The 26,735-nt window shown below is 72.9% G+C and carries 23 protein-coding genes and 2 pseudogenes; 15 read left to right on the top strand and 10 right to left on the bottom strand.

Annotation, left to right across the window (positions count from 1 at the left end; all coding sequences use genetic code 11):
* The first annotated feature begins 49 nt into the window (after nucleotides 1–49).
* A complete protein-coding gene (locus tag RV983_RS21120) occupies nucleotides 50–526 on the top strand; it encodes an ATP-binding protein (protein WP_475987315.1) in 477 nt (158 codons plus the stop codon).
* Between the two features lie 60 nt (nucleotides 527–586).
* On the opposite strand, the gene RV983_RS21125 is transcribed toward RV983_RS21120, so the two are convergent.
* Entirely contained in the window at nucleotides 587–1,618 is a 1,032-nt protein-coding gene (locus tag RV983_RS21125; protein ID WP_475987316.1) for a GlxA family transcriptional regulator, read from the bottom strand.
* Nucleotides 1,619–1,688: 70 nt separating this feature from the next.
* Here RV983_RS21125 and RV983_RS21130 point away from each other — a divergent pair, with 70 nt between their 5' ends.
* Complete coding sequence (locus RV983_RS21130; protein WP_475987317.1) at nucleotides 1,689–3,023, top strand: MFS transporter; 1,335 nt, start codon at nucleotides 1,689–1,691, stop codon at nucleotides 3,021–3,023.
* A gap of 69 nt (nucleotides 3,024–3,092) precedes the next feature.
* On the top strand, nucleotides 3,093–3,659 hold the full coding sequence (locus tag RV983_RS21135; RefSeq protein ID WP_475987318.1) for a hypothetical protein: 567 nt from the start codon (nucleotides 3,093–3,095) through the stop codon (nucleotides 3,657–3,659).
* 176 nt (nucleotides 3,660–3,835) lie between these two features.
* On the opposite strand, the gene RV983_RS21140 is transcribed toward RV983_RS21135, so the two are convergent.
* Nucleotides 3,836–5,011 carry a flavin-containing monooxygenase gene (locus RV983_RS21140; RefSeq protein ID WP_475987319.1) on the bottom strand — a complete coding sequence of 392 codons (1,176 nt, stop codon included), beginning with the start codon at nucleotides 5,009–5,011 and terminating at the stop codon, nucleotides 3,836–3,838.
* Between the two features lie 195 nt (nucleotides 5,012–5,206).
* On the opposite strand from RV983_RS21140, the gene RV983_RS21145 reads away from it, so the two are divergent.
* Nucleotides 5,207–5,782 (top strand): GNAT family N-acetyltransferase, encoded by a 576-nt coding sequence (locus RV983_RS21145; RefSeq protein WP_475987320.1) that lies wholly within the window; start codon nucleotides 5,207–5,209, stop codon nucleotides 5,780–5,782.
* Nucleotides 5,783–5,968: 186 nt separating this feature from the next.
* Here the strand turns inward: RV983_RS21145 and RV983_RS21150 are convergent, their stop codons facing one another.
* On the bottom strand, nucleotides 5,969–6,616 hold the full coding sequence (locus RV983_RS21150; protein WP_475987321.1) for a TetR/AcrR family transcriptional regulator: 648 nt from the start codon (nucleotides 6,614–6,616) through the stop codon (nucleotides 5,969–5,971).
* Between the two features lie 175 nt (nucleotides 6,617–6,791).
* Between RV983_RS21150 and RV983_RS21155 the strand changes: the two genes are divergently transcribed.
* The 3 genes from RV983_RS21155 to RV983_RS21165 all read left to right on the top strand — a co-directional run bounded on the left by RV983_RS21155 (nucleotide 6,792) and on the right by RV983_RS21165 (nucleotide 10,588).
* Nucleotides 6,792–7,631 (top strand): VOC family protein, encoded by an 840-nt coding sequence (locus tag RV983_RS21155; protein WP_475987322.1) that lies wholly within the window; start codon nucleotides 6,792–6,794, stop codon nucleotides 7,629–7,631.
* Nucleotides 7,632–7,767: 136 nt separating this feature from the next.
* Nucleotides 7,768–10,086, top strand: coding sequence for a serine/threonine-protein kinase (locus RV983_RS21160; RefSeq protein WP_475987323.1), 2,319 nt, complete (start codon nucleotides 7,768–7,770; stop codon nucleotides 10,084–10,086).
* A 319-nt stretch (nucleotides 10,087–10,405) separates the two neighbouring features.
* Entirely contained in the window at nucleotides 10,406–10,588 is a 183-nt protein-coding gene (locus RV983_RS21165) for a hypothetical protein (protein WP_475987324.1), read from the top strand.
* Nucleotides 10,589–10,698: 110 nt separating this feature from the next.
* Here RV983_RS21165 and RV983_RS21170 read toward each other — a convergent pair whose 3' ends face one another.
* The 3 genes from RV983_RS21170 to afsR form a co-directional block, all read right to left on the bottom strand.
* Entirely contained in the window at nucleotides 10,699–10,842 is a 144-nt protein-coding gene (locus RV983_RS21170) for a hypothetical protein (RefSeq protein WP_475987325.1), read from the bottom strand.
* A gap of 334 nt (nucleotides 10,843–11,176) precedes the next feature.
* A complete protein-coding gene (locus tag RV983_RS21175; RefSeq protein ID WP_475987326.1) occupies nucleotides 11,177–11,311 on the bottom strand; it encodes a hypothetical protein in 135 nt (44 codons plus the stop codon).
* 167 nt (nucleotides 11,312–11,478) lie between these two features.
* Nucleotides 11,479–14,418, bottom strand: a complete 2,940-nt coding sequence (gene afsR, locus RV983_RS21180) for an SARP-family global regulator AfsR (protein ID WP_475987327.1) — start codon at nucleotides 14,416–14,418, stop codon at nucleotides 11,479–11,481.
* 334 nt (nucleotides 14,419–14,752) lie between these two features.
* Here afsR and RV983_RS21185 point away from each other — a divergent pair, with 334 nt between their 5' ends.
* The 5 genes and pseudogenes from RV983_RS21185 to RV983_RS21205 all read left to right on the top strand — a co-directional run.
* Nucleotides 14,753–15,448, top strand: coding sequence for an AMP-binding protein (locus RV983_RS21185; protein WP_475987328.1), 696 nt, complete (start codon nucleotides 14,753–14,755; stop codon nucleotides 15,446–15,448).
* A gap of 135 nt (nucleotides 15,449–15,583) precedes the next feature.
* Nucleotides 15,584–16,018 carry a hypothetical protein gene (locus tag RV983_RS21190; RefSeq protein ID WP_475987329.1) on the top strand — a complete coding sequence of 145 codons (435 nt, stop codon included), beginning with the start codon at nucleotides 15,584–15,586 and terminating at the stop codon, nucleotides 16,016–16,018.
* Between the two features lie 229 nt (nucleotides 16,019–16,247).
* A complete protein-coding gene (locus RV983_RS21195) occupies nucleotides 16,248–18,254 on the top strand; it encodes a sensor histidine kinase (protein ID WP_475987330.1) in 2,007 nt (668 codons plus the stop codon).
* Nucleotides 18,251–18,673, top strand: a complete 423-nt coding sequence (locus RV983_RS21200; protein ID WP_475987331.1) for a roadblock/LC7 domain-containing protein — start codon at nucleotides 18,251–18,253, stop codon at nucleotides 18,671–18,673. Before RV983_RS21195 ends, RV983_RS21200 begins: the two co-directional genes overlap by 4 nt.
* A gap of 112 nt (nucleotides 18,674–18,785) precedes the next feature.
* Nucleotides 18,786–19,040, top strand: a pseudogene (locus RV983_RS21205) (LLM class flavin-dependent oxidoreductase); the annotation flags it as partial.
* A gap of 228 nt (nucleotides 19,041–19,268) precedes the next feature.
* Here RV983_RS21205 and RV983_RS21210 read toward each other — a convergent pair.
* Nucleotides 19,269–19,802 carry an N-acetyltransferase family protein gene (locus tag RV983_RS21210; RefSeq protein WP_475987332.1) on the bottom strand — a complete coding sequence of 178 codons (534 nt, stop codon included), beginning with the start codon at nucleotides 19,800–19,802 and terminating at the stop codon, nucleotides 19,269–19,271.
* A gap of 196 nt (nucleotides 19,803–19,998) precedes the next feature.
* Here RV983_RS21210 and RV983_RS21215 point away from each other — a divergent pair, with 196 nt between their 5' ends.
* Nucleotides 19,999–20,295 carry a hypothetical protein gene (locus RV983_RS21215; RefSeq protein ID WP_475987333.1) on the top strand — a complete coding sequence of 99 codons (297 nt, stop codon included), beginning with the start codon at nucleotides 19,999–20,001 and terminating at the stop codon, nucleotides 20,293–20,295.
* Nucleotides 20,296–20,372: 77 nt separating this feature from the next.
* On the opposite strand, the gene RV983_RS21220 is transcribed toward RV983_RS21215, so the two are convergent.
* Together RV983_RS21220 and RV983_RS21225 are read right to left on the bottom strand one after the other, a co-directional pair.
* Nucleotides 20,373–20,756, bottom strand: coding sequence for a thioredoxin family protein (locus tag RV983_RS21220; RefSeq protein WP_475987334.1), 384 nt, complete (start codon nucleotides 20,754–20,756; stop codon nucleotides 20,373–20,375).
* Nucleotides 20,753–21,154: a MerR family transcriptional regulator gene (locus tag RV983_RS21225; RefSeq protein WP_475987335.1), complete on the bottom strand. Its 402-nt coding sequence runs from the start codon at nucleotides 21,152–21,154 to the stop codon at nucleotides 20,753–20,755. Before RV983_RS21225 ends, RV983_RS21220 begins: the two co-directional genes overlap by 4 nt.
* A gap of 122 nt (nucleotides 21,155–21,276) precedes the next feature.
* On the opposite strand from RV983_RS21225, the gene RV983_RS21230 reads away from it, so the two are divergent.
* A complete protein-coding gene (locus RV983_RS21230; protein WP_475987336.1) occupies nucleotides 21,277–23,850 on the top strand; it encodes a bifunctional FO biosynthesis protein CofGH in 2,574 nt (857 codons plus the stop codon).
* A 140-nt stretch (nucleotides 23,851–23,990) separates the two neighbouring features.
* On the top strand, nucleotides 23,991–25,097 hold the full coding sequence (locus RV983_RS21235; RefSeq protein ID WP_475987337.1) for an ADP-ribosylglycohydrolase family protein: 1,107 nt from the start codon (nucleotides 23,991–23,993) through the stop codon (nucleotides 25,095–25,097).
* Nucleotides 25,098–25,131: 34 nt separating this feature from the next.
* Here RV983_RS21235 and RV983_RS21240 read toward each other — a convergent pair.
* Nucleotides 25,132–26,668: pseudogene (locus tag RV983_RS21240) on the bottom strand (sodium:solute symporter family protein).
* Nucleotides 26,669–26,735 lie beyond the last annotated feature (67 nt).

Here is a 26,735-nt window from a genome sequence, read left to right on the forward strand (position 1 = left end):
CTTGCCGAGGCGCGAGGCGATGTGTCCGCCGGTTCGGATGGTGTGAGCAGTGCAGATGCTCCAGGTTCAGCTAGAGGTAGGTCCCGACCCGGCCGAGGTGGGCCGGGCCCGCAGCTGGGCGCGTTCGCGTCTGGTCGGCTCCGGCATAGGGGCCGATGAGCCCGTCGCCGAGACGCTGATCCTGCTGATCTCCGAACTGGTCACCAACGCGGTCGTGCACACGGGCTGCCCGGCGGTGCTGCGGATGCTCTTCCGGTCCTCCGGCGCCTCGCAGGGCCAGGAGCGCGACACCGTGCGGGTCGAGGTGGCCGACACCAGCGACGCCCCGCCGCGACCGCGGCACGCGGACAAGGACGAGACGGGCGGGCGCGGCCTGGAGCTCGTGGACGGCCTGGCGGACCGCTGGGGCTGGCAGCGCGAGGGCGCGGGCAAGCAGATCTGGTGCGAGATCGACCGCTGTGTCAGGGGCCAGGCGATCGTGCCGACGCAGGCGACCGGTGGACTGATCGGCCGCCCGGCGTTCTGAGCCCTACCGCCGCGTCCACGGCCACCTTCGCCGGCGCCCCCTTCCGCGCGCGCCGGGGCCTCAGCCGGTCGCCGTGTCCCGGAAGGTGCGCCGGTAGGCGGTCGGCGAGACGCCGAGCGCCGCCTGAAGGTGCTGCCGCATCGAGGCCGCGGTGCCGAACCCGGCGTCGCGGGCCACTTGGTCGACCGACAGGTCGCTGGACTCCAGTAGATGCCGGGCCCGTTCGACGCGCTGCTGCACCAGCCACTGACCGGGGCTGATACCGACCTCCTCGCGGAACCTGCGGGTGAAGGTGCGCACACTCATCGACTCCGTCCCGGCCAGCTCCCGCAGCGTCAGCGGACGGTCCAGCCGGTTCAGCGCCCACGCCCGCGCGGCCGCCGTCGTGGCCAGCTGCGGCTCAGGAACCGGCCGGTGGACGTACTGGGCCTGGCCGCCCTCGCGGTGCGGCGGGACGACGGTGCGCCGGGCGCTGGCGTTGGCGACGGCGGAGCCGTGGTCCCGGCGCAGGAGGTACAGGCACAGGTCGATGCCGGAGGCGACGCCCGCCGAGGTCAGGATGGAGCCGTTGTCGACGTACAGGACGTCCGGCTCCACCCGCACCCGGGGGTAGAGGCGCTGGAAGTGCTCGGTGCTGGACCAGTGGGTCGTGGCGCGCAGTCCGTCGAGATAGCCGGCCGCGGCGAGGAAGTACGAGCCGGTGCAGATGGAGACCAGTCGGGTGCCCGGGCGGATGCGGGCGAAGGCCGCCGCGAGGCCCGGGGAGAGCCGGCCGTCGCAGTGGGCGCTGTCGCGTTCGTGCGCCGCCGGGACGATGACGGTGTCGGCGTCCTCCAGGATCTCGGGACCGTGGGGCACGGCGATCTCGAAGTCGGCTTCTGCGCGCACGAGGCCGGGACCGCCCGGGGTGCAGGTGCGCACCTCGTACAGGTCGGTGCCGCACGCGGACCGCGCCCCGCCGAAGATGCGGTGGGGGATGCCGAGTTCGAACGGGATCACCCCGTGCTGCACCAGGACGGCGACACGGTGCGGCTTCACGGGGGCGGCGGATTCCCGGGCGGATTCACCGGTGGTCTCCAGGGGAGCGGCCATGGCCCGATCCTTGCACATCATGGCCATCCGGCCACTCGTTGCGGGCGAACCCGTGCCGGATGCTCGTCCTGTGACGCAGACTCCGGAGCTTCCCGCCCAGCCTCTGAGGGACATCGCCCTCCCCGCCCCCCGTCCGCCGCGCGGGCCGCGTGTGCACCGCGCCTGGTACGTCGCCGTCGCGGGCTTCGTCACGCTGGTCGGCGCGGCGGGCTTCGCCTCCCTGCCGGGCCTGCTGATCGAGCCGCTGCACGGCGAGTTCGGCTGGTCGCGCGGCATGATCGGGTTCGCGGTGTCGGTGAACCTGGCGCTGTACGGGCTCACCGCGCCGTTCGCGGCCGCGCTCATGGACCGCTTCGGCATGCGCCGGGTGGTCGTCGTCGCGCTCCTCACGATCGCCACGGGCGCGGGCCTGACCGTCTTCATGCGGCAGAGCTGGCAGTTGGTCCTGCTGTGGGGTGTGCTCGTCGGGCTCGGCAGCGGCTCCATGGCGCTGGCCTTCGCCACCACCGTCACCAACCGCTGGTTCGACAAGCGCCGCGGCCTGGTCACCGGCATCCTGACGGCGGCGGGGGCGGCCGGCCAACTGGTCTTCCTGCCGGGGCTGTCCGTGATCGTCGAGCACTCCGGCTGGCGGCCCGCCACGCTCACCGTCGCCGGTGCCGCGCTGCTGGTCGCGCCCTTCGTGTGGCTGCTGCTGCGCGACCACCCGGCCGACGTCGGGGTCGCCCCCTACGGCGCCGCGCAGTTCGTGCCCAAGCCGCCCCCGGTGACCGGCGCGGCCGTACGCGCGCTCAGGGCGCTGGCCAACGCCGCGAAGGGCGGGCCCTTCTGGCTGCTCGCGGGCACCTTCGCGATCTGCGGCGCGTCGACGAACGGACTGGTCAAGACCCACTTCGTCCCCGCCGCCCACGACCACGGCATGCCGGTGACGGCCGCCGCGTCGCTGCTCGCCGTCATCGGCGTCTTCGACATCGCCGGCACGATCGCCTCCGGCTGGTTCACCGACCGCTTCAGCCCGCGGCGCCTGCTCGCCACGTACTACGGGCTGCGCGGGCTGTCACTGATGTTCCTGCCGGTGCTCATGGCCGGCACCGTGCACCCGCCCATGGTGCTGTTCATCGTCTTCTACGGCCTCGACTGGGTCGCCACGGTCCCGCCGACCATCGCGTTGTGCCGCGAGTTCTACGGCGCCGACAGTGCCATCGTGTTCGGCTGGGTCCTCGCCTCCCACCAGCTCGGCGCCGCCCTGGTGGCCTTCCTCGGCGGCGCGGCACGCGACGCCTTCGGCTCCTACGACCTGGTCTGGTACGCCTCCGGGGCGCTGTGCGCGATCGCCGCGCTCATGGCGCTGGTGATCCGCCGCGGCAGTGGGACGCCCCTGGCGGCCCCGCTCGCGGCCGCCTAGGCCCCCTTGGCGGTACGTCACCCCAGGGCCCGGGAGAGGGCCGGCCGGGCACGCCGTAGCGTGGGGCGCATGGGGTGGGGGAGCGTACGCAGACAGGTGCCCGGAAGTCCCTGGGACGACGCGGGCCGGGCGGCGGCGGTCACCGCGTACTGCGCGGCCGCCGTGCTCGGGTGGACCGTCATGGCGGTCTTCGCTCTGTGGCCGGAGCCGCCCGCGGGGCAGGAGCCGGAGGACCCGGGCGCCCTCCTGATCTTCGTGCTCCCCTTCCTCTTCGCCGGTCTGTGGGCCGCCGCGGTGGCCGCGTCCCTGCTCCACGCGCTGCCCGCCGCCGTCCTGGGGCACGCCCTGGCGCGGCGCACCGGCCTGTCCCGCTACCCGTGCTGCCTGGTGGCGGAGGCGGCGCTCGCCGCCCTCTACGCCTGCGCGGCGCCCGCGATCGAACTGCCCTGGCCGACTGCGTGGCCGGCGCTCACGGCCGCCGGGGCGGCCCCGGTGCTCGCGGCCTCCTTCTACGCCGGACGGCACGACCCGCCGGGGAAGCGGGGCTGGGCGCGGCAGCGGCAAGTGGCCTTCCAGGTCTCGGTCGTCGCTCTTGCGCCGCTTGGCGCGGTCCTCGTGGCGGGCCTCCTGGCCTGAGGCGTTCGGGCGCGGTGCGAGGCGGCCCGGCCGGCTGAGGGGGAGAGGGCCGGCCGGTCCGCCGGACCGGGGGTGGTGCCGGGTCCGCGCCGGTGCGGCGCGGAGTGTGCCAGGGGTGCGCGCCGTGCACGGGGCGTGCACGCCCTGCCACTGCGGTACCCGGCGCGGCGGTCCGGCTACCGCCGGGCGATGGATTTGGCGATCCTGCGCGCATCGATGGCCATTTCGCGCAGGTTGCCGCTGATCGGGTTGGTGAAGCCGGTGAAGTACAGGCCGGGCGCGGTCTTGGGGGTCCGGCCGCCGTGCACCGAGGGCCGGCCGTGGTCGTCGAGCACGCCGAGATGGCCGACCAGCGGTTCCAGGGCCCGCCGGTAGCCGGTGGCCGCGACGACGGTGTCCGGGGTGAGCCGGGTGCCGTCGGCGAGCAGGACCTCGCGGCCGTCGAAGCCCTCGACGGCGGCCACGGGTTCGACCCTGCCCGCCTGCACGGCGGCGATCAGGCCGACGTCCTGGACCGGGATGGCGCCCTCGCGCACCCGGGAGTAGAGACCGGTCCGCGGGCGCGGCATCCCGTGGGCCGACAGGTCGGGCACCGAGATCCGCTCCACATAGGGCGCGATCCCGTCCACCAGCCGTGTCGGCAGGCGGCGGATCATGATGCCGGTGCGCTGCGCGGGCCACCCGGCCGTGGAGCGGCGCAGGATGTGCGGCGGGGTGCGCACCGCCAGGCGCACGCGGGCCGCCCCGGCCTCGACCAGGTCGACGGCGATCTCCGCACCGGTGTTGCCGACCCCGACGACGAGGACGTCCCGGCCCGCGTAGGCCTTGCCGTTGCGGTAGTCCGACGCGTGCAGCAGTTCGCCGCCGAAGGTGTCGCGGCCGGGCCAGGCCGGCAGGTGCGGGGTGTGGTTGAAGCCGGTGGCGACGACGACGCTGCGGGCGGTCAGCATGCGGCCGCCGGTGGCCGGGAGCGCCCAGCCGGTCGCGGGGTCCTCCGTGCGCTCGATGCGGGACACCTCGATCCCGGTGGCGACGTCGAGGTCGTGGAACTGCGCGTACTGCTCGAGGTAGCGCACGAGGTCGTCGCGGCCCACCCAGCGGCCGTAGGCCCGCGGGATGGCCAGGCCGGGCAGCGCGGACAGGCGTCTGGTGGTGTGCAGATGCAGCCGCTCGTAGTGGCCGCGCCAGGACGCTCCCACGGCGGCGGAGCGCTCGACGACCAGGGTGCGTACGCCGCGGTGCCGCAGTGAGGCCGCCACGGCCAGTCCGCCGGGCCCCGCGCCGACGACGATGGCGTCGGGGGCGGCCGCGCCGGGTATCGGGGCGACGGCGGAGGCGGAGGTGTCGGTCATGTCGTACTCCCGTGGCTGGCTGGGGGCGAGGTCACTCCGGAAGGTAGCGCGCTTCACCGCCCGTACCTCGCGGAGGAGCAACCGCATCCGGTCAACCGGTGTGCCGCCGACGGGACTCGGTGTGAGGTACGGGGCCGCCGGGCGTGAGCACCGACCCCCTGTCCGGGTGCCCGCGGCGGTTGGTTGAATGATGCCGTGCAGGAACCCGTGCTGGCACCCGTCGAGTTGCAGTCGTCCGGCCTGCTGCTCAGGCCCTGGCAGGACACTCCGGGCGATTTCGCCGCGGCCCTGCGCGGGCTGAGCGACCCGGACTTCCGGCGCTGGAACTCCGCGGTCGTGCCCCGGCCGGACGAGAGCGGCGCCCGCGACTTCCTGCGCCGGCGGCGGGACGGATGGGGTGCGGGCGACCTCGCGTCCTTCGCGGTGACCGAGGACGGCGCCGTGCTCGGGCAGGCCGCCATCGGCATGATCGACCGGCCGATGCGCACCGCCCGGGTCAGTTACTGGCTGCTCCCCGAGGCGCGCGGCCGCGGAGTGGCCTCCCGGGCGCTGGAGGCGGTCACCCGCTGGTCCTTCCGCGACCTCGGCCTGCACCGCCTCGAACTCGGCCACGCGGTCGGCAACGAGCCCTCCTGCGCCGTCGCCGGGCGCTGCGGCTACGTCCTGGAGGGTGTCCTGCGCGGGGCGATGGTCGACATCTCCGGCCGCCTCCGGGACGTCCACCTGCACAGCCGCCTCGCGACGGATCGCCGGCCGGCCGCCGGGGCCTGAGGCGTCCACGAGCCGCGCTGGACCGAACGGGTCTCCACGCCGCCGCGCTCCACACAGGGACCGCGGGGTGGGGAAAATGAAACGCGGGCGCCGTTCCGGCAACCTCCCCCGAGGACCGGTCGGCGCCCGCGTCATTGCAGGCAGGACTACGACGGCAAGGACATAAAAGGCCGCGAGCGGCGGGAATCAGCGGGTCGGCTTCTTTCCCGTCACTCCCAGGTGAACCAGCAGCGCCAGATTCGGCTTCAACTCGGCCTGTTTGACGCCCCAGCTCTGAAAGCCCTTTTGATGTGCGGCGACCGCCGCGAGCATGGTCACAAGAGACCCGGCGACGGCCGCCGGATTGATGTCCTTGTCGACGCGGCCCTTGCTCTGGAGCTCTTTGACCGAATCCGAAAGGGAGTTGGTGAGGGGGTTGAGGATCTTCATGCGGAGCTTGTAGAACCGCTTGTCCCCTTCCGCCGCGCCCAGATCCACGACACGCAGGATGGCGTCGTGTTTGCGCCAGAAGGAGAAGAAGCCCTCGACGAGTTCCTCCGCCGCCGTGGCACCGGCCTTTCCGGCCCAGGAACGACCGGCCACGAGGTCCGACAACGCGGCGCCCTCCTTGGCCATCTCCTCGGCCAGCTCGAGCACGGCGCCCTCGACGTCGGGGAAGTACTGGTAGAACGTTGCGGGGGAGGTACCCGCCATCCGGGCGACGTCGATGACCTTGACGTCCCGGTACGGCGACGTGCTGAGCATTTCGCTGAGGCAGTCGAGCAGCTTCTGCCGCGTCGCCTGACCCCGACGTCCTGCCACACGGCCGTCGACGGTGCGAACTTGTCCTGTCATGCCGTCAGTTTACGGGCTGGTGATCAGCGCGCGATTCGGTGCCTGCAAATGGGGAAGGCCATGTGTTCGAATTCTCCTCGGGCGGGGTTGAGGATCGGCCGATAACGTGTCAAGTCAGACACTCCGTCGATCCATGCGAATCACCGCGCGAATCACGACACGAATCGAGGACCAGATGGCCGGATACGCCGACGGCGTGCCCTGCTGGGCGGACGCCATGCTCAATGACGTGGAGGCGGGAAAACGCTTCTACGGCGAGCTGCTCGGCTGGACCTTCGGGGCGACCGATCCGGAGTGGTCCTCGTACACCCAGGCTTACGGTCCGGACGGGAAGAACGTCGCCGCGCTGGCGCCCAAGCCCGACGGCCGTATGCCGACCGTGTGGAACCTCTATCTCGCCTCGTCCGACATCCAGGACACCGCGCGCAGGATCCGCGACGCGGGCGGCCAACTCATTATGGAACCCATGCCCGTTGGGGCCTTCGGCTTCATGCTGACCGCGGCCGACCCGACCGGCGCGGTCTTCGGGGCGTGGCAGGCCGGCACCCACCCCGGCTTCGAGACGACCGACCAACCCGGCGCCTACGTCTGGGCGGAGATCTTCACCCGCGACGCGGCGAAGACCGACGCCTTCTACGAGGGGGTCTTCGGATACCGCGGCAAGGAGATCTTCGAGAAGGCCGCGGCCGCCGGGGACACCCAGAACGCCGCCGACCCCGGCACCGACTTCCGGATCTTCGCCCCCGCGGGCCGGGAGGTCACCGTCGCCGACGCCGTGCTCGGCCGCTTCCGGATGAGCGGGCGGTACCCCGAGGAGATGCCACCGCACATCCTCGTCTACTTCACCGTCGAGGACGCCGACCGGGCCGCGGAGACCGTCGTACGGCTCGGCGGCCGCGTCACACGCGGCCCGCTGGACTCGCCCTTCGGCCGGTTTGTGCTGGTGAGCGACGACCAGGGAGCCCAATTCGGGCTCATCGACACCACGACGAAGGTCGGCGAGAAGCCGTCCTGACAAACGGCCGATCCGCAAGCGAATCTCAGGTAATCGCGTGTCGACACCGCCCCGGGTTCGCAACTGATACTCATCCCAGGAAGAATCAGGGAACGGACCCCGGGATGGGGGGAACCCACGGGGAGGTGGCAGGGCAGTGGTGCAGCAGCTGACGCAGCACGATCCGAGACGGATCGGCCCTTTCGAGGTGCTGGGCCGGCTGGGCGCGGGCGGCATGGGCCTGGTCTACCTCGCCCGCTCGGCGTCCGGCCGGCGCGTGGCGATCAAGACCGTACGCGCCGAGCTCGCCGAGGACCAGCTGTTCCGCGTGCGCTTCGCCCGTGAGGTCGAGGCCGCCCGCGCGGTCAGCGGTTTCTACACGGCCGCGGTGGTCGACGCCGACCCCAGGGCCGCCGTGCCCTGGCTGGCCACGGCGTTCGTGCCGGCGCCCTCCCTCGAGGAGATCGTCAACGAGTCCGGGCCGCTGCCCGTCCAGGCCGTGCGGTGGCTGGCGGCCGGTATCGCGGAGGCGCTGCAGTCCATCCACGGGGCGGGCCTGGTCCACCGCGACATGAAGCCGTCCAACGTGCTGGTGGTCGAGGACGGCCCGCGCGTGATCGACTTCGGCATCGCCAGCGGGGTGTCCAACACCCGGCTGACGATGACGAACGTGGCCGTGGGCACGCCCGCGTACATGTCGCCGGAGCAGGCGAAGGACTCGCGCAGCGTCACCGGCTCGAGCGATGTCTTCTCGCTCGGCTCCACGCTGGTCTTCGCGGCCACCGGGCACGCGCCCTTCCACGGCGCCAACCCCGTCGAGACCGTCTTCATGCTGCTCCGGGAGGGCCCGAACCTGTCGGGGCTCCCGGCGGACCTGCGGCCGCTGATCGAGGCCTGCATGCGCATGGAGGCCGAGCGCCGGCCCAGCCCGGCGGACCTTCAGGCGCAGCTGGCGCCGCACCTGTTCTCCTCCGCCGGTGACGACACCGGCACCGCTTCCGCGTGGCTGCCGCCCGCGGCGGTGGGCCTGATAGAGGAACGGCGCAGCGGCGGCCGGGCCGGTGGCCCCGGTGGCCCCGGTGCGCCCGCCGTGCCCCCGATGCCGGCCAAGCCGCCCGTGGCCCCCGTACAGCCTCCCAGGGCCCCCGCGGAGGCTCCCGGCGGCCCGGTACAGCTCGCGGGCTCCGCGCCGATAGGACCCGGGATGCGGGTCGCGGAGCGCAAGAACCAGGCCGCCGCGGCGCCCGCCGGCGACGGACTCGGCTGGTCCGGCCGCGGCGGTGCCGCCGGCGCCCCGGCGGCCGTGCCCGGCCAGGGCCAGGGCGGCGGCGCACAGCCGCCCGCCGGGCCGCACGGGGAGTGGCGCCCATGGCGCTTCCGGATGTCCAACGACGTGTGGGGCACGCCCGTCGTCTCCGGGGGCCGGCTGTACGTCACCTCCTTCGAGGTGCACGCACTCGACGTCGCCACCGGCCGGCGGCAGTTCAAGACCCGTGACGTGGCGTGGACGATGGCCGTCTCCGAGGGCCGCATCCACGGCTCCGACGGGCCGAGCCTGTACGCCCTGGACGCCGCGGACGGCACCGAGCGGTGGCGTACCGGGGTCGACGGCTGGATCTACTCGCTGCGGGCCGAGGCGGGCACCGTCGTCACCGGTACGCGCGGCGGCGGCGTCCAGGTCTGGGACGCCGCGAGCGGGCGGCTGCGCTGGGAGCGCGGCGGCGCGCAGACGGAGTTCGAGACCCCCGAGTCGGGGCCGAGCGTCACCGGCGGCGTCGTCTACTTCCACGGCGGCGGCCGGCTGCACGCGCTGGACGTCGAGACGGGCGCCGAGCGGTGGTCCTACCCGACCGGCGACGGCGGTGCCATGCCGACCCGTCCGGTCGTCGAGGACGGCTCGGTGTTCGCGACGGCGGGCAACCGCGTGCTGGCGCTCGACGCCCGCAGCGGCGCCGAGCGGTGGCGCTTCGACGCCCCCGCGGTGATGTTCGGGCCTCCCGCGTACGTCCCCGGCCCCGGCGTCTCCGGCGGCGGCGTCTACATCGCCGACTACCTCGGCACCGTCTACGCCCTCGACCCCGCCGACGGGCGGGACCGCTGGCGCGTCGCCACCGAGCAGCGGCAGAGCGTCGAGCCCGTGCTGGTGGCCGGCGGCTCTGTCATGCTCGGCGCGGGCAGCGCGCTCTACACCCTCGACGCGGTGTCCGGCACCCCCAAGTGGCGCTTCGCGGCGCAGGGCGAGATCGTCGGCTCGCCCGTCGTCGCCGACGGGCGCGTCCACTTCGGCTCCAAGGACCACTGCCTGTACACCGTGGACGCCGGCGGCGGCCAGCTGCGCTGGAAGCTGGAGACGGGCGGCGAGATCACCGGCTCCCCGGTCGTCTCGGACGGCGTCGTCTACGCCAGCAGCAAGGACCGCTGCGTCTACGCCCTCAACGCGGTCAAGGGCACGGAAGCGGCAACCCGCCGCGCCTGAGCACTGTGTGCGGCCGGGGGCGGTTCGCCCGTCGGCCGCGTGGGGGCCCGCATCGGTTCGGGGACCGATGAGCGGCCGTCGCTGCCTCACACGGAAGGGGCGGGCGACGGCCGCCGCTATGCAACGTACGCCTTGCACGCCACAGGCGCCACGCGGGAGCGGCGAGCCCCCGGGCCGGCAGCGGAGGCAGTCGCGTTCCCGCCCCGCCCGTTACGCGCGGGTGGTGAGGGGCGTTGCTTCTTTCGGCTCCTCCTGGACGCGCGCCGCCCTGCCCGTCGGCAATCGGGCGCGTCCCGCACCGACGAAGGGACACAACGTCATGGCGACACCCCGGCAGATCGAGCACGAGCAGGCGACAGCCGGTCCGGGGCAGCAGGGCCCCGTCGTGCTCCCCCGGCGGAGGACCGCCCCCATCGACCCGGCACCCGTGATCGACGCGGGCCGCCTCGCCCGGCTCCCCCGCGGACTCGGCGACCAACTCCGGCGCACCCGCAACATCTGACGCGCCGGGGAGCGCGACGCCCCGTTCACACGGGGGGAGTTGCCCACGCGGGAGAACACGGATGTCCCTCCCGCGGGAACGGGAGGGACATCCGTGTCGGTCGGCCGAGTTCAGCTGGAGTGCCAGTTGTCCGGGGTGACGATGGTCCGGTGCCATGCGTCCGGGCTGTCCGCGGCGGCGGCCGGGGCTGCGGCGGCGAGGAATCCTGCGGCGACAACGGCGAGGACGACGGCGGCCTTGCGTACGAGCTTCACGATGCCTCCGGGAAGAGGCCGGGCGCGCGGCCCGGCGGTCATGTGCGGACAGGCGGTACCGGTGAGGGAGTGGAGCCGTTGGTGGCGGCAGGGCGATCGCGCTCGGGAGGACGTCTCCCGTCGGCGCGGCTCATGTCGCGAACGCCGCGTACGGCCCATGGCAAAGGCCGACTGCGGCGCCCCCTCCGCGTCGCAGTCGGCCCGTTGTACGTGTGCTGTCCCCCGCCGGATGACGCTCCCCCCCGGTGCGTCATCCGGTCGTGCTTCCCCCGTGTCCCCCCGTCGTGCACCCCCGTCGGCTTCGCGCTTCCCCCGAAGCAGCGGAGCCGGGAGATCAGGTCTGGTGCCAGTTGTCCGGCTTGACGACGGTGCCGTCGTCCTTGACGGTCACCTCTTCGGTGGTCTCCTCCTCGGTGGGAGTGACCTCGGGCTCCTCGACGGTGCCCGCCTCGGGTGTGGTCTCGCTCATGCTGTCTCCTCCTGCGAACTGGGCTGAGGCGAAGCCCGCCTGGCAACGACCCCCGTGCGCCACCAGGCGGGCGGCTTCGCACTGATGGAATCGTGACAGGGGACGATAATCAACTGATAAACGGAATTGTTGACGTCCTGTGCCTGGGGTGTTGCGCGGTCCGGACGTCAGACGGCGACCGCGGCCGGGTCGGCGGGATCCCCGAGCAATCGCCGTACGGACTCGGCCTCCGGGGATCCCAGGGCCGTGAACTCCGCGAGGGCGTCCCGCCAGCAGGCACGGGCCCGGTCGGGCTGTCCCATGCCGTCGAGGGACTTGCCCAGGACGGTGAGCGCGTGCGCCCGCCGCCAGGTGCCGCCCGTCTCGCGCAGGAGGTTCAGCGACTGCTCGGCGAGGGAAGCCGCCTGCCGGTGTCCACGGGAGGCGAGTTGGACTTCCGCCATCCGGAACAGCGTCATCCCCTCCCACAACTGCTGCCGCGCTTCACGGAATATGGGGAGCGCCTCGGTGAGGCACGCGTACGCCTCTTCCTCGCGGTGCGCGGCGGTCAGGGCGATGGCCAGGGCGTACAGGCCGTTGCCGAGGCGGAATCCCGCCCGCAGCCCGCGATAGATCGAGAGCGCCTCCTCGGCGGCGGCGACGGCGGCCGGGATGTCACCGAGATCGTTCCTGACCCGGGAGAGATTGCTCAGGGCCGCGGCTTCGCCGTGCTGGTTGGCGTCGGCACGGAAGCCGTCGAGGGCGTGCTGGTAATGGCCGGCCGCCTCCTCGAAGCGCTGTCCGTAGGCGGCGATCATGCCCCGCAGTATGGACGCGTAACTGCGCGTCAGCGGATCGTCGCAGGCGACGCTGAGAACGAGGGCGCGCCGGGCTTCCTGGTCGGCCGCGGGGAAGTGACCTGCCAGGCCGAGTAGTTGGCCGAGGAGGACCCGCGCCCGCGCCTCCACCAGCGGCTCGCCGCAGGCGTTCGCCGTGGCGACCAGGGCGCGTGTGGACTGCTCGAATTGGCGCGCGTAGATACCGGACTCCATCAGGTCCTGCGCGGTGAAGAGCAGGTCCACGGCCCGCCGCATCGGGCCCGCGCAGCCGCCGCCCGCGGCCTGCTGGACGGCGGCGAGCAGGCTGGGCGCCTCGTTGAAGAGCCAGTCCAGGCCCTCCTGTCTGGAGGCGAAGACCAGGCCGGGGCGGCCGACCGGGCTGAGGTGGTCCAGGACGCGGTCGCCGGGGTTCTCCAGCTCGTACGTCCGGGCGGCCGACGCGAGGTAGAAGTCGAGCAGCCGGGACAGGGCCGCGCAGCGGGCCTCGTCGCCCTCGTGGCGTTCGGCGCAGTCGCGCGCGTACAGGCGCAGGAGGTCGTGGAAGCGGTAACGGGCGGGCCCGGCCGACTCGATGAGGCTGATGTCGACCAGGGTCTCCAGCAGGTCCTCCGTGTCGTGGACGTCCATGTCGAGGACGGCCGCCCCGGCCTCCAGCGAGATGTCCGGGCCGTCGGCGAGGGCCAGCAGGCGGAAGGCGCGGGCCTGTTGCGGGGTCAGCTGGCCGTAGCCGAGTTCGAAGGTGGCCTTGACGGCGAGGTCGCCGGCCTTGAGCTCGTCCAGGCGGCGGCGTTCGTCGCTGAGCTTGCGGGCGAGGAAGGCCACGGTCCAGGTGCGGCGGGTGGCCAGGCGCGACGCGGCGATGCGGAGGGCGAGCGGCAGGAAGCCGCAGGCGGCGACGACATCGAGAGCGGCCTGGCGTTCGCCGGCGACGCGCTCGGCGCCCACGATGCGCGTGAAGAGCTGCAGCGCCTCCTCGGGGCTCATGACGTCGAGGTCGACCAGGTGCGCCCCCGCCAGACCGACCATCCGGACGCGGCTGGTGATCACGGCGGCGCAGCCGGGTGTGCCGGGCAGCAGGTGGCGGATCTGGGCGGCGTCGTGGGCGTTGTCGAGCAGGGCCAGGACGCGCCGCCCGGCGAGGGTGGAGCGGTAGAGCGCGGCGCGGTCGGCCAGGGATTCGGGGATGGCGGCATCGGTGACGCCGAGGGAGCGCAGGAAGGAGGCGAGCACCGTCTCCGGCTCGGCGGGGCGGGCGCCGGTGCCCTGGAGGTCGACGTAGAGCTGCCCGTCGGGGAAGACCCCCGCGACGGCGTGCGCCACATGGACGGCGAGCGTGGTCTTGCCGACGCCGCCGATGCCGGCGACGGCCGAGACCGCCATGACGCCGCCCTCGGCGGAGGCGCCGGCCAGGCGGTCGCCGAGTTCGCGGACGAAGGCGGCGCGCCCGGTGAAGTCGGACACGCTGGCGGGGAGCTGGGCCGGGCGCACCGGCTCCGCGGCCGACTCGGCCTGCGGTACGGGCGGCGGCAGCAGTGCCGGGTCGGCCTCCAGGATGCGCTGGTGGAGGTCGGTGAGCTCGGTGCCGGGGTCGACGCCCAGCTCGTCGTCGAGCAGTCTGCGGGTGTCGGCGAAGACGCCCAGCGCCTCGGCCTGCCGCCCTCCGCGGTACAGCGCCAGCATCAGCAGGGTGCGCAGCCGCTCGCGCAGCGGGTGCTCCGCGGAGAGCACGGTCAGCTCGGACACGGCCTCGGCGTGGCAGCCCGCCTGGAGGTCCAGGTCCAGGCAGGTCTCGGCCATCTGCAGCCGCCATTCGAGCAGCCGGACGCGCTGGGTCTCCGCGTACGGGCCGGGCAGTCCCGCCAGCGGCTCGCCGTCGAACAGGGCGAGGGCGGCCCGTAGTTCGTCACGGGTCGCCGTCAGGTCCCCGGCTGCGCGGGTCTTCTCGGCGGTGGAGCAGTGCCGTTCGGCGCGGAAGAGGTCGAAGTCGTCGCCGGGGTGCAGGACGTAACCGCCGTCGACGGTGGCCAGGGCGTCGGGGCCGAGGGCCTTGCGGAGCCGGAAGGCGTAACTGCGCAGCGCGGCCAGGGCGGTGGGCGGGGGCTCCTCGCCCCACAGGGCGCCCACCAGCTCCTGCGCGGTCGCGGTGCGGCCGCCGCGCAGCAGCAACGCGCCCAGGAGCGCTCTTTGCTGGGGTGGGCCGGCGGGGACGGGCTGTCCGCCGCGCCAGGCCCGCACCGGGCCGAGGACCGCGAAGCGCAGCGCTCCGCCAGGGTCCGTACCGCTTCCCATGTCTGCCCCCAGGTGCCGACTGCCGTCCGCGAACAGCGCGTATATCGATCGTTCATCGCGAACCGGAACAGTGTCTGCAGACGACAGTTCCGGTCTTTCGGAACCGCCGACTGTGCCAGTTTGCCGTGCCGACCTGTTCGCGGTCACCTATGGGTGATTTTCGGGGGGCGCGCTCTGAGGGGTTACGGGGAATGTTCGCCTTCTTTTCGCATGATCAGTGCTCATATGCCGTTGGCGTAGCAAGTGTTACTTCACGGGGGGTGAAGGGCCGCCGATGTGGTCACGAAGTGGACGGGAGCCTGTGAGCGGTGCCCGGGCCGGGATCGGTGGCCCCATGGTGAGCGTGTACCGCCTGCCGGGCCCCGCGCTGCGCCGCCGCGCGCTGCGGCAGCCGGACAGCCGCCCCTATGTGCCGTACGACTGCGATTTCGCCGGTCTCGATTGGCGCGCCCGCGCGGTCGCCGCGGGCCTGGGCCGCATGCTGCCGCCCGGCAGCCGCGTGCTGCTGGACTACCCCCAGGGCGCGGACCTGGCCGGCGCCTTCTACGGCTGCCTGTACGCGGGCATGGCGGCGGTGCCGCTGGTCGCCGGCGGCCCGGACGCGCCGGGCGCCGTCGCCGAGGCCGTCGAGCAGTGCCGTCCCGCGGCGGTGCTGACGGGGGCCGACGCGTGGACCGCGCTGGCGGTCGACCGCACCCGCACCCAGGTCGTGGAGGCCGACGGCCGCCGCGTAGGAGGGGAAGCGGTGCCGCGGCTGGCGGAGGAGTGGCGGCCGGTGGGGGTGCTGCGCACAGCGCCCGCCTACGAGCGGTACGTCGCCGACGGCCTCGGCGGCGGCCGCATCGAACCCGCCCTGCGCCACGGCGACCTCGCGGACGCCGTCGGCGAGCTGACCGCCGCGGCCGGCACGGGCACCCCGGAGGACAGCCTCGGCTGGATCGCCTCCGTCCACGGTCTGGAGGAGGCGGTCTGGCGCATGCTGCTGCCCGTGGAGGTCCTTCGCCGCCCCAGGCCGCTCGGCCCTGCCTGACGTGGGGACCGGCCCCGGGCCGCCGGAGTCGCGGGCCGTGGCGGGCGGGATTTCGCCCGCTGTTCGCCCGGCGGTCGAGACGCACGGAGCGGCCGACTGATGGGCTGGTCGCGCACAGCGGGAGGAGCGCGGCCGATGGGTCTGATCACCGAGTTGTGGCCGGCCGGCGAGGTCCCGGCCCACGACGGGCTGTACCGGGCGGACGGCACGGCGCTCGACGTGGACATCGACGGCCCGCGGTTGGCGGCATTCCGCATCGGCGAGCCCTTCGACGTGGCGGCGCTGCTGGCCGGGGACCCCGGGCTCATCACATCGGCCGGTCCGCACCCGCGGGGCACCGCCGAACTCCCCGACGGCACGGGATACGTGTGCTGCGGTGACGGCTCGGACGGCTCGGCGGGCTTCTTCGCCCGGCTGGACTCCGACGGCAACCTGGTGTGGGTCGTCGCGCTCGCGGACTCCGGTCCCTTCGTCCTCGCCGGGGCCGGGGGAGCGCATGCCACCTTCACCAACAACCTGGGCCGCGCCCTCACCGTGGATCTCACGGCTCCGGCGTTCGCCCTGCGGTGACACCGGGGTGGGCGCCATATCCGGGATGAGGCGTTCGCGCCGTTATCGCAGCACTGTGGGATTCCGGCCACCCAAAGGCCAACATCAGCTAACGGGCCGGAAATCGACGATTCTCTTCCGGTCGCCAGCATGCTGGCGCATGACGGTGCGGAAGGCGCGACGGCGACCTCGATCGATCTTCAGTGCCCTTCCCCGTCCCCTGCCGGGATGGCGGACCATCAGGGGCCGGGTGGCGGTCGTCATCGCCGTTCCCACCTGCCTGCTGCTCGCCTTCGTCGGGCTCGCCGTCGAGCTGCGCGCCGAGGACTACGGCGACGCCCGCACCACCCGCTCCGAGATCGAGCTGTCGCTGCGGCTGCGGTCCCTCGTCCACCAGCTCCAGCTGGAACGCGGCCTGACCAACGGCCTGCTGGGCGGTGAGGCCCGGTACGGCAAGCAGCTCACCGCCACCCGCAAGCTCGTCGACGTCCAGCTGCACGACCTGCGCGACCAGGCCGCCGTCGAGGACGTGATCCAGACGCGGCTGGGCCGGCTGGCCGGAACGCGGGCCGACGTCGACTCCGACATCGCCGGCCGGGACGCGACGATCACCTTCTACACCTATGCCATCCAGGGCCTGAACGCCGTCGACCCGGCGGCCGGTACCGCCACCCGCGGCGACCGGGAGCTGCGCGACGGCGTCGCCGCGCTCGAGGCGCTGGCCCAGGCCAAGGAGGCGCTCGCCAACGAGCGCAGCTCGCTCAACGGCGTGTTCGCCTACGGGGCCTTCCGCCGCGCGGAGTACCTGGAGTTCATCCAGGAGCGCGCCGAGCGGCTGGCCGCGATCGGCCGCTTCCGGCAGGTCGCCACGGCCGACCAGCGCCTCCTGCTGGACCAGGCCTTCGGCACCACCGCCGCCAATGACACCTTCACCTACGAGCAGCTGGCCGAGCGCGGCGTCGACGGCTCGCGCCTGAACGTCGACTCCCGGGCGTGGTGGAACGGCACCGGCGCCCTCAACGACGAGCTGTACGAGGTGCAGCGGTCGGTCGGCGCCGACGTGACGGCCCGCACCCGGTCGCTCAGCGACGAGGCCGCGGCCTCGCTCGCCCTCTACGTCGTCCTGGGCGTGCTCATCCTCGGCCTCGTCAGCGCCGCCGCGGCGCTCGCCGCCCGTTCCATCACCCGCCCCCTGGCCGCCCTCGCCGGAGGCGCGGACGACATCGCCCGCAGGCGGCTCCCCGAGGCCGTGCAGCGCATCCAGCAGGCCCGTTCCGCGGGCGCGGCCCCGCCGCCACCCGCCGAGCCGGCCGGTGTCACGGTGCGGCACGGCGCGGCCGAGATCGCCGAGGTCGCCGCCGCCCTGCGCAACGTCGAGCGCACCGCCCTCGACCTCGCCGCGGAGCAGGCGCGGCTGCGCGGCAACACCACCGAGTCGCTGGCCAACCTGGGACGCCGCAATCAGGGCCTGATCCGCCGCCAGCTGGGCCTGATCACCCGGCTGGAGAGCCGGGAGCTCGACCCGGACGAGCTCGCCGAGCTCTTCGAACTGGACCACCTGGCGACCCGCATGCGCCGCAACGCCGAGAGCCTGCTGGTCCTCGCCGGCCAGCACGCCGCCCGCCCCATCGCCCGCCCGGCGACCGCGCTGGAGGTCGTGCGGTCCGCGGTCGCCCAGGTCGAGCAGTACCGGCGGGTCATGGTCGCCCAGGTCGAACGAGGCAGCCTGCGCGGCCATGTGGTCACCGACGTCGCCCACCTGCTGGCCGAACTCATCGAGAACGGGCTGACCTTCTCCCCGCCCGAGGAGTCCGTCGACGTGCACGGCTGGCGCGACGAGCACATGGGGGAGTACTGCTTCGCCGTCGTCGACCACGGTGTCGGCATGAGCCCCGCCGACCTCCAGCGGGCCAACGCGCTGCTCGCCGACAGCGGGGACGAGATCTTCCTGTCCGCCCCGACACGCTTCCTCGGCCACCATGTCGTCGGCCGGCTCGCCCGCCGCCAGGACATCGAGGTACGCCTCTTCGACACCCCCGAAGGCGGTGTCTCCGCGCTGGTGATCCTGCCTCCCCGGCTGCTCGCCCCCGACGAGGCGGAGCCGCCGCCACCGGCCCCCAAGCCCGGGATCTCGACGCTGCTCAACGCCTTCCGGGCCGGGGTCGCCCGCGCCGAGAACGGTTCCCCCTCCGTACCCGCCCGCGAGGCCGTCCCCCAAGCGGTCCCGTACAGAACCAAAGAAGGAGCGCCATCGTGACCACCGCCGTCCAGAGCTTCGGCTGGCTCATCTCCGACTTCGTACGGACCACCGACGGTGTCACCGACGCCGTCGCGGTCTCCTCCGACGGCCTGCTGATGGCGGCCTCCGAGCGGCTGACCCGGGACCGCGCGGACCACCTGGCCGCCGTCGTCTCGGGCATCACCTCGCTGGCCCAGAACGCGGCCACCGCGCACGGGTTCCACGGCATGAAGCTGGTCATGATCGAGATGCTGGGCGGCTTCATGATGGTCGGCCGCATCCGCGACGGCAGCTGCCTCGGGGTCCTCGCCTCCGAGGGCTGCGACGTCGGCCTCGTCGGCTACGAGATGTCCGTGCTCGCCGACCGCGCCGGCGAACTGCTCACCCCCGCCCTCGTCACCGAGCTCCGCAACGCCCCGGTCGGCGCCACGCGCTGAACCGCGTACCGCGGACCGTCGTCGCGCGCCCGGTGCGCGAGCCGCGCGGCACCTTTCCCGTGCCGCGCCGAGGATTTAGGGTCGCCCCACACACGGGAGGTGCGACGACACCATGCGGATCGCCACGACGATCTTCCTGACCGACCACTCCGTCCCCGCCGTCCGGCTCGCCCGGGAGCTGGAGGAGCGCGGATTCGACGGCCTGTATCTGCCGGAGCACACCCACATCCCGGTCAGCCGGCGCACCCCGGCGCCGATGGGCGAGCCCCTGCCGCCGGAGTACGGCGGCACGCTCGACCCGTTCGTCGGCCTCGCCGCGGCGGCGGCCGTCACCCGGCGGCTCCGTCTGGGCACCGGGATCAGGCTGCGAACAGGGCTTGCGAGGTTTGCGAGGCATCGTGGCGTCCCCTCTCCTGATGGCTGCCGTCCCGGGTGGACATGTGGCACCCGGGGGGTACGTCATCAGAGGGGGGAGTCTTACGGCGTGGTGCGCGATTGAGGTTGGCCCAGTACTCCTAGCTCGGACGCCAGAGAGCATGTACCCCGGCGGTAGGTTTTGGAGGTTCACCGGCGGCGGCGTGCGGCGGGGTCGCTCTCAGCACGTGCTGGCGACCGCGTCGACGCTGGGGACGGTGGCGGGCCAGGTGTATTCGAACTCGGGAAGCTCGAATCCCTGGTCGAAGCGGCAGATGCGGGAGGCGGTACGGCGGCCTCCGTGGCGTTCGTAGAACGCGACCGCGCGGGTGTTGCCCTGCAGGACCTCCAGGTAGACGTCTTGGCCGGGGTGCGTGGTGGTGGACCAGTCCAGGGCATGCTCAAGAAGCCGACTGCCCAGCCCGCGCCCGGTGTCGCCGGGACGGGCATGCAGGTTGTCGAGCAGGATCCGGCCGTCCGGCTGCGGTTCGAGGTAGATGAAGCCGAGCAACACGCTGGTTTCCATGGCCAGGAACAGTGCCGCGCCCGGGACAGGATCGGCGAGCCGCGCCCGCCATACCTGTTGGCGTTCGGCGAGCAGCGGGCCGTCCAGGTACTGCGCAGGGAACAGGGCCGCGTAGGCTCTTCGCCAGCTGGCCGTGTGCAGCTCGGCGACGGCATCGGCATGGGTCGCCACGGCGGTTGTGATCTCCATGGCCGCATTCTCGCGGCCAACTCGTTTTGGCGTCTGTGAACTGAGGCACGCTCTCCCCACTCACTCACTCACGCAGCCGCAGTCACCCGGCTGAGCGATCACGACGTGATGCGCGATCGCTGGTACCCCAGCCTGAACATGCGAACGGCCATGCGGGACGATCATGATTGTGACGTCAGGATGGACCCGCACGGCCTTGAGTCATCGTATCTGCACCGGTATCCCGCGCCGCCGCCTGGGCAAGCTGATCGCCGAGCTCGCCGAGCCGTGGACAGCCCGCGAGGAGTCCCGGCTCCGCGAACGCCGAGGCCGTGAACGGCAGGGCGCCGCTGGAGCCGGCCCGGGCCACGGGTTGGTCTTCACCGATCGGGTGGTCGTCACCTTGGTCATCCTGTGCTTCCAACTCCCGCACGCCGCCCTCGCCCTGTTCTACGGAGTGGACCGCTCCACTCGAAGCCCCACCGCTCAAGCCGAAGAAGGACGCCCCGCCTGAAGAGGCCGCCGCCCCGGCAAGCTCGCCCACTTCCGTGATCTGGGGCTGGAGGAGGTCGTGCTGCGCACCCTGGACGACTACGCGCAGTATCTGTGAGCGGTCACAACACGCCTGGCCAGTTCCTCCCGCAACCGCCGCTTGGTGCGCGCCCCGACCCCGGACCACACCGGTTCGCCGTCGCGGAAGACCATCAGCGTCGGCACGGACAGGACGCCGTAGGTGCTCTGCGCCTGCGGATTGTGGTCCACGTCCAGCCGGACGACCTTCAGCCGCCCCTCCTCCTCCCGGGCGAGCTCCCGCAGCACGGGCTCGATCTGACGGCACGGCGGGCACCAGTCGGCGCCGAACTCCACCAGCACCGGTGTCCCGGCGCCCAGCACCTCGGCGGCGAACGTCGCGTCGGTCGCCTCGGCCAGGTGCTGCCCGGGGCCGGTCCCGGTCCCTGTCTTCGTATGGGTCATGTCGCACTCCCCTCGCACGTGAACTGACAGCGCGGTTCGGGGGTCGCCGCCGACTCGGCCCGGGCCAGCTGCCCGGCGATCCGGCCCCGCGCCTCGGTGAGCCCGGCGATGTACTCGTCCAGTTCCGCGAGCTTGCGCCGGTAGACCTCCAGCGAGGCCGGGCACGCGTCCCCCTCGGGGTGGCCGGCCCGCAGGCAGTCCACGAAGGGGCGGGTGTCCTCCAGTTCGAAGCCGACGTCCCGCAGGAGCTGGATCTGCCGCAGCAGCCTCAGGTCCGCCTCGTCGTAGGCCCGGTAGCCGTTGCCGGTGCGCCGGGCCCGCAGCAACCCGAGCGATTCGTAGTACCGCAGGGCGCGCGTGGTGGTGCCGGCCCGTTCGGCGAGTTCCCCGATCCGCATGCACCGACGGTAGACCTTGACGCCGACGTCAAGGCCAGCCCGGAAATTCCCGTCCGGCGGCAATCGCCCCGGTGATCTACCCGACAGCGCCCGCTGACGGAGGGCGCACCTATGCTCGGAGAATGACGCACACCCCGCCCACCGCCAACAGCATGCGCCGTGCGCTCAAGCGTGCCCGTGACGGCGTCGCCCTCGACACCGCCGAGGCCGCGGTGCTCCTCCAGGCCAGGGGAGACGACCTGGCCGCCCTGATGGAGAGCGCCGCCCGGGTGCGGGACGCGGGGCTGGAGGCGGCGGGGCGTCCGGGGGTCATCACGTACTCCAAAAGCGTGTTCATCCCGCTGACGCGGTTGTGCCGGGACAAGTGCCACTACTGCACGTTCGTCACGGTGCCGGGCAAGCTGCGCCGGGCGGGCCACGGCATGTTCCTGTCCCCCGACGAGGTGCTGGACATCGCCCGGCGCGGCGCGGAACTGGGCTGCAAGGAAGCGCTGATCACGCTCGGGGACAAGCCCGAGGACCGGTGGCCCGAGGCCCGGGAGTGGCTGGACGCTCATGGTTACGACGACACGCTCGCCTATGTGCGCGCGATGTCGATCCGGATCCTGGAGGAGACGGGGCTGCTGCCGCACCTCAACCCCGGGGTCATGAGCTGGACGGACTTCCAGCGGCTGAAGCCGGTGGCGCCCTCGATGGGCATGATGCTGGAGACGACGGCGACCCGGCTGTGGTCCGAGCCCGGCGGCCCGCACTACGGCTCGCCCGACAAGGAACCGGCGGTACGGCTGCGGGTGCTGGAGGACGCCGGCCGCAGTTCGGTGCCGTTCACCAGCGGGCTGCTGATCGGGATCGGCGAGACCCACGAGGAGCGCGCGGACTCGCTGTTCGCGCTGCGCCGCGTCGCGCGCTCGTACCACGGCATCCAGGAACTGATCATCCAGAACTTCCGCGCCAAGCCGGACACGGCGATGCGCGGCATGCCGGACGCCGAACTGGACGACCTGGTCGCCACGGTCGCGGTCGCCCGGCACATCATGGGGCCGTCCGCGAACCTGCAGGCCCCGCCCAATCTGGTGGACGCGGAGTACGCGCGCCTCATCGGCGCCGGCATCGACGACTGGGGCGGCGTCTCCCCGCTGACCCCGGACCACGTCAACCCCGAGCGGCCCTGGCCGCGGATCGACGAGCTCGCCGCGCATTCCGCGGCGGCCGGCTTCACGCTGCGCGAACGCCTGTGCGTCTACCCGGAGTTCGTCACCCGGGGTGAGCCGTGGCTGGACCCGCGGCTGCTGCCGCACGTCCGGGCGCTGGCCGACCCGGAGACCGGCCTGGCCCGTGAGGACGCGGTGGTGGAGGGCCGTCCGTGGCAGGAGCCCGACGAGGCCTTCACCGCCACCGGCCGCACCGACCTGCACCGCACCATCGACACAGAAGGCCGCACCGGCGACCGCCGTGACGACTTCGACGAGGTGTACGGCGACTGGGAGGCGCTGCGGGAGCAGGCCGCGCCGGGATTCGTCCCGGACCGTATCGAGGCCGATGTGCGCACCGCTCTCTCTGTCGCCGCGGACGATCCTGCGAAGCTCACCGATGCCGAGGCGCTGGCGTTGTTCCATGCCGATGGCGCGGCGCTGGACGCGTTGGCGCGGATCGCGGACGACGTGCGGCGTGACACCGTGGGCGAGGAGGTGACCTACGTCGTCACCCGCAACATCAACTTCACCAACGTCTGCTACACCGGCTGCCGGTTCTGCGCCTTCGCGCAGCGTCGCACCGATGCCGACGCCTACACCCTGTCGCTGTCCCAGGTCGCCGACCGGGCCGAGCAGGCCTGGCAGGTCGGCGCCACCGAGGTGTGCATGCAGGGCGGCATCCACCCCGACCTGCCCGGCACCGCCTACTTCGACATCGCCCGCGCGGTCAAGGAACGCGTGCCGGGCATGCACGTGCACGCGTTCTCCCCGATGGAGGTCGTCAACGGCGCCACCCGCACCGGGATGTCGATCCCCGACTGGCTGGCCGCGGCCAAGGACGCCGGCCTGGACTCCATCCCCGGCACCGCCGCGGAGATCCTCGACGACGAGGTCCGCTGGATCCTGACCAAGGGCAAACTCCCCACCGCCACCTGGATCGAGGTCGTCAAGGCCGCCCACGCCCTGGGCCTGCGCTCCTCCTCGACCATGATGTACGGCCACGTGGACCAGCCCCACCACTGGCTCGCCCACCTGCGGCTGCTCGCCTCGATCCAGCAGGAGACCGGCGGCTTCACCGAGTTCGTCACCCTGCCCTTCATCCACACCAACGCCCCCGTCTACCTCGCCGGGATCGCCCGCCCCGGCCCCACCGCACGTGACAACCGCGCCGTGACCGCGATGGCCCGCCTCCTGCTCCACCCCCACATCACCAACATCCAGACCAGCTGGGTCAAACTCGGCGCCGACGGCGCCGCCGAAATGCTGCGCTCCGGCGCCAACGACCTCGGCGGCACCCTCATGGAGGAGACCATCTCCCGCATGGCCGGCTCCGGTTACGGTTCCTACCGCTCCATCCGCGACCTCGTCGCCATCGCCGAGGCCGCCGGACGCCCCGCCCGCCAGCGCACCACCACCTACGGCGAGGTCCCCCCCGAACGCATCACCACCGGCCACACCCACGACGGCCACCTCCCCCAACTCCTGCCGGTGCTGGGGGACTGACCGGGACCGCCCCCTGCCTCCCCCGCCGGCATCTGCCCGGAACGCCGCTACGAGTGACTGGCCACATTCCGTTCGTGGCCGGTGGCTGACCCTTCGTGGTCGATTACAGTGCTGGCGGCGTCGGCGAAGGAGGCAGTGGCATGGGCGGGGCCGTATGGGGGCGTGACGAGCAGCAGGACTTCCGCAGCCGGGTCCGCGGGTGCCTGCTCGGGGGCGCGATCGGCGACGCGCTCGGCGCCGGCGTCGAGTTCGACTCCCTCGCGGCCATCCGCGGCGCGCACGGCGAGAGGGGCGTCACGGACTACGTGCCCGCCTACGGCCGGCGCGGCGCGGTCACCGACGACACCCAGATGACGCTCTTCACCACCGAGGGCCTGATCCGCGCCCAGGTGCGCCGCGACACCGGCGCCTGGCACCCGCCCACCGACATCCACCGGGCGTATCTGCGCTGGGCCGCGACCCAGAGCGACTGGGGCCCCGACGAACGCCGCAAGGACATCGGCTGGCTGGCCCGCGAGGAATGGCTCTACTCCCGCCGCGCCCCCGGCCGGGCCTGCCTGACCGGTCTCGGCGACGACCGTATGGGGACCCTGGACAAGCCGAAGAACCCCGCGTCCAAGGGCTGCGGCACCGTCATGCGTTCGGCGCCCTTCGGGCTGCTCGTCGGGTGGGAGCCGGAGCTCGTCCTGCAGCTCGCCCTCGAATGCGCCGCGCAGACCCACGGCCACCCCACGGGTGTTCTGGCCGCCGGCGCGTTCGCGGTCATCGTCCACGGGCTGGCCCGCGGCGAGTCGCTGGACGGCGCGGTGCAGCACGCGCTGGCCCTCATCACGCGGCGCCCGGGGCACGAGGAGACCTCCGCCGCCCTGCGGGCCGCGCTCGGGGCGGTGCGCCAAGGCCTGCCCGACGCCGCGCGGGTGGAGGCCCTCGGCGAGGGCTGGACCGCGGAGGAGGCACTCGCCATCGGCGTCTACTGCGCGCTGGTGGCCGAGGACATCCGGCACGGCCTGCTGCTCGCGGTCAACCACTCCGGCGACAGCGACTCCACCGGCTCGATCTGCGGCAACCTGCTGGGCGTCCAGCACGGGGAGACCGCGCTGCCGCCGGCCCTGCTCGCCGAGCTGGAGGGCCGGGGCACGATCCTCCAGCTCGCGGACGACTTCGCCATGGAGATGACGCAGGCCCCGGCCCTGCACGGGCCGGGGGGCGTCTCGGCGGCCTGGCTGGAGCGCTACCCCGCCGCCTGATACCGGGAGGGGGGAACGGGCCGGGCGCGGGACCTCAGGCCGTGGCCGGCGTCTCGGGCCGGGCCTCGGCCGCCGCGCCGTCCCCGTCGTCGTCGCCGTCGGAGTTGATCCGGGCCAGGACGGCGTCCCGCTCCGGGGTGTCCTCGGGCCTGATGAAGCCGATGAGCACGTACAGGACGAGCGAGACGGCCAGCGGCGTCACGATCTGGATCTGCAACTGCACGCCGTCCAGCCCGTAGTTGGTCAGCCAGAAGGCGAACAGGCCCGCCGCCCAGGACACCAGGGCCGCGGTCGGGCCGGACTTGCGGAACGACCGCAGCAGACCCAGCATGAACGGGATGGCGATCGGGCCCATCAGGCCGGCCACCCACTTGATGACGACGGTGATGATGTCCTTGAAGGCCGGCGAGTTGACCTGGGTGGCCACCGCCATGGACAGGGCGAGGAAGGCCACGGTGGTGACCCGGGCGGCGACCAGCCCGGCCCGCTCGTTCCAGGACCGCGCCGCCTTGGACACCGCGGGCGCGATGTCGCGGGTGAAGACCGCGGCGATCGCGTTGGCGTCGGAGGAGCACATGGCCATCGTGTGCGAGAAGAAGCCGACGACGACCAGGCCCAGCAGACCGTGCGGCAGCAACTGCTCGGTCAGCAGCGCGTAGGAGTCGGAGGCGTCCGGCTTCTGCGCCTGGACCAGCAGCGGGGCGACCCACATCGGGAAGAAGAGGACCAGCGGCCAGACGAACCACAGCAGGGCCGACAGCCGGGCCGAGCGGGTGGCCTCGCGGGCGTTGGCCGTGGCCATGTAGCGCTGGGCCTGGTTCCACATGCCGCCGTTGTACTCGAAGGTCTTGATGAACAGGTACGCCAGCAGGAACGTCAGCGTGTACGGGCCGGCCGTCGGCGCGGTGTGGTGGTCCGGCAGCTTGTCCCACACGGTCCACAGCCCGCTGATGCCGCCGATCTTCCCCAGCACCGCGATCAGCATCGCCAGACCCGCGAGCAGCTGGATGACGAACTGCCCCAGCTCGGTGAGGGCGTCGGCCCACAGGCCGCCGACCGTGCAGTAGACGGCGGTGACGGCACCGGTGATGAGGATGCCCTGGTTGAGCGAGACACCGGTGAAGACCGACAGCAAGGTGGCGATGGCCGCCCACTTCGCGCCGACGTCCACGATCTTCAGCAGGACGCCGGAGACGGCGAGTGCCTGCTGCGTGGGCACGTTGTAGCGGTTCTTCAGGTACTCCAGCGGTGAGGCCACATGGAGCCGGGAGCGCAGCCGGTTGAGCCGCGGCGCGAAGAGGCCTGGCGCCGATGGCGATGCCGATGGCGATCGGGAAGGACCAGGTCACGTACGAGGTGACGCCATAGGTGTACGCGATGCCGGCGTAGCCGGTGAACATCACCGCGCTGTAGCCGGACATGTGGTGCGAGATACCGGACAGCCACCACGGCATGCGGCCGCCGGCGGTGAAGTAGTCGCCGACGTTGTCGACACGCTTGTGGGACCACAGGCCGATACCGACCATCACGCCGAAGTACGCGACCAGTACGGCCCAGTCGAGACTGTTCATGCCTTGATGCCCCCCTTCAGGGGTCCGCCTTGTGAACGGGTGCGTACTTCGCCGGTACGTCCGTCGC

This window comes from Streptomyces sp. RLA123 (assembly GCF_056270165.1).

Coding starts and splice junctions, on each gene's coding strand:
- RV983_RS21125 (WP_475987316.1), bottom strand. CDS start 1,618: ATGGCCGCTCCCCTGGAGACCACCGGTGAATCCGCCCGGGAATCCGCC.
- RV983_RS21135 (WP_475987318.1), top strand. CDS start 3,093: ATGGGGTGGGGGAGCGTACGCAGACAGGTGCCCGGAAGTCCCTGGGAC.
- RV983_RS21140 (WP_475987319.1), bottom strand. CDS start 5,011: ATGACCGACACCTCCGCCTCCGCCGTCGCCCCGATACCCGGCGCGGCC.
- RV983_RS21150 (WP_475987321.1), bottom strand. CDS start 6,616: ATGACAGGACAAGTTCGCACCGTCGACGGCCGTGTGGCAGGACGTCGG.
- RV983_RS21155 (WP_475987322.1), top strand. CDS start 6,792: ATGGCCGGATACGCCGACGGCGTGCCCTGCTGGGCGGACGCCATGCTC.
- RV983_RS21165 (WP_475987324.1), top strand. CDS start 10,406: ATGGCGACACCCCGGCAGATCGAGCACGAGCAGGCGACAGCCGGTCCG.
- RV983_RS21175 (WP_475987326.1), bottom strand. CDS start 11,311: ATGAGCGAGACCACACCCGAGGCGGGCACCGTCGAGGAGCCCGAGGTC.
- afsR (WP_475987327.1), bottom strand. CDS start 14,418: ATGGGAAGCGGTACGGACCCTGGCGGAGCGCTGCGCTTCGCGGTCCTC.
- RV983_RS21185 (WP_475987328.1), top strand. CDS start 14,753: ATGGTGAGCGTGTACCGCCTGCCGGGCCCCGCGCTGCGCCGCCGCGCG.
- RV983_RS21190 (WP_475987329.1), top strand. CDS start 15,584: ATGGGTCTGATCACCGAGTTGTGGCCGGCCGGCGAGGTCCCGGCCCAC.
- RV983_RS21210 (WP_475987332.1), bottom strand. CDS start 19,802: ATGGAGATCACAACCGCCGTGGCGACCCATGCCGATGCCGTCGCCGAG.
- RV983_RS21220 (WP_475987334.1), bottom strand. CDS start 20,756: ATGACCCATACGAAGACAGGGACCGGGACCGGCCCCGGGCAGCACCTG.
- RV983_RS21225 (WP_475987335.1), bottom strand. CDS start 21,154: ATGCGGATCGGGGAACTCGCCGAACGGGCCGGCACCACCACGCGCGCC.
- RV983_RS21230 (WP_475987336.1), top strand. CDS start 21,277: ATGACGCACACCCCGCCCACCGCCAACAGCATGCGCCGTGCGCTCAAG.
- RV983_RS21235 (WP_475987337.1), top strand. CDS start 23,991: ATGGGCGGGGCCGTATGGGGGCGTGACGAGCAGCAGGACTTCCGCAGC.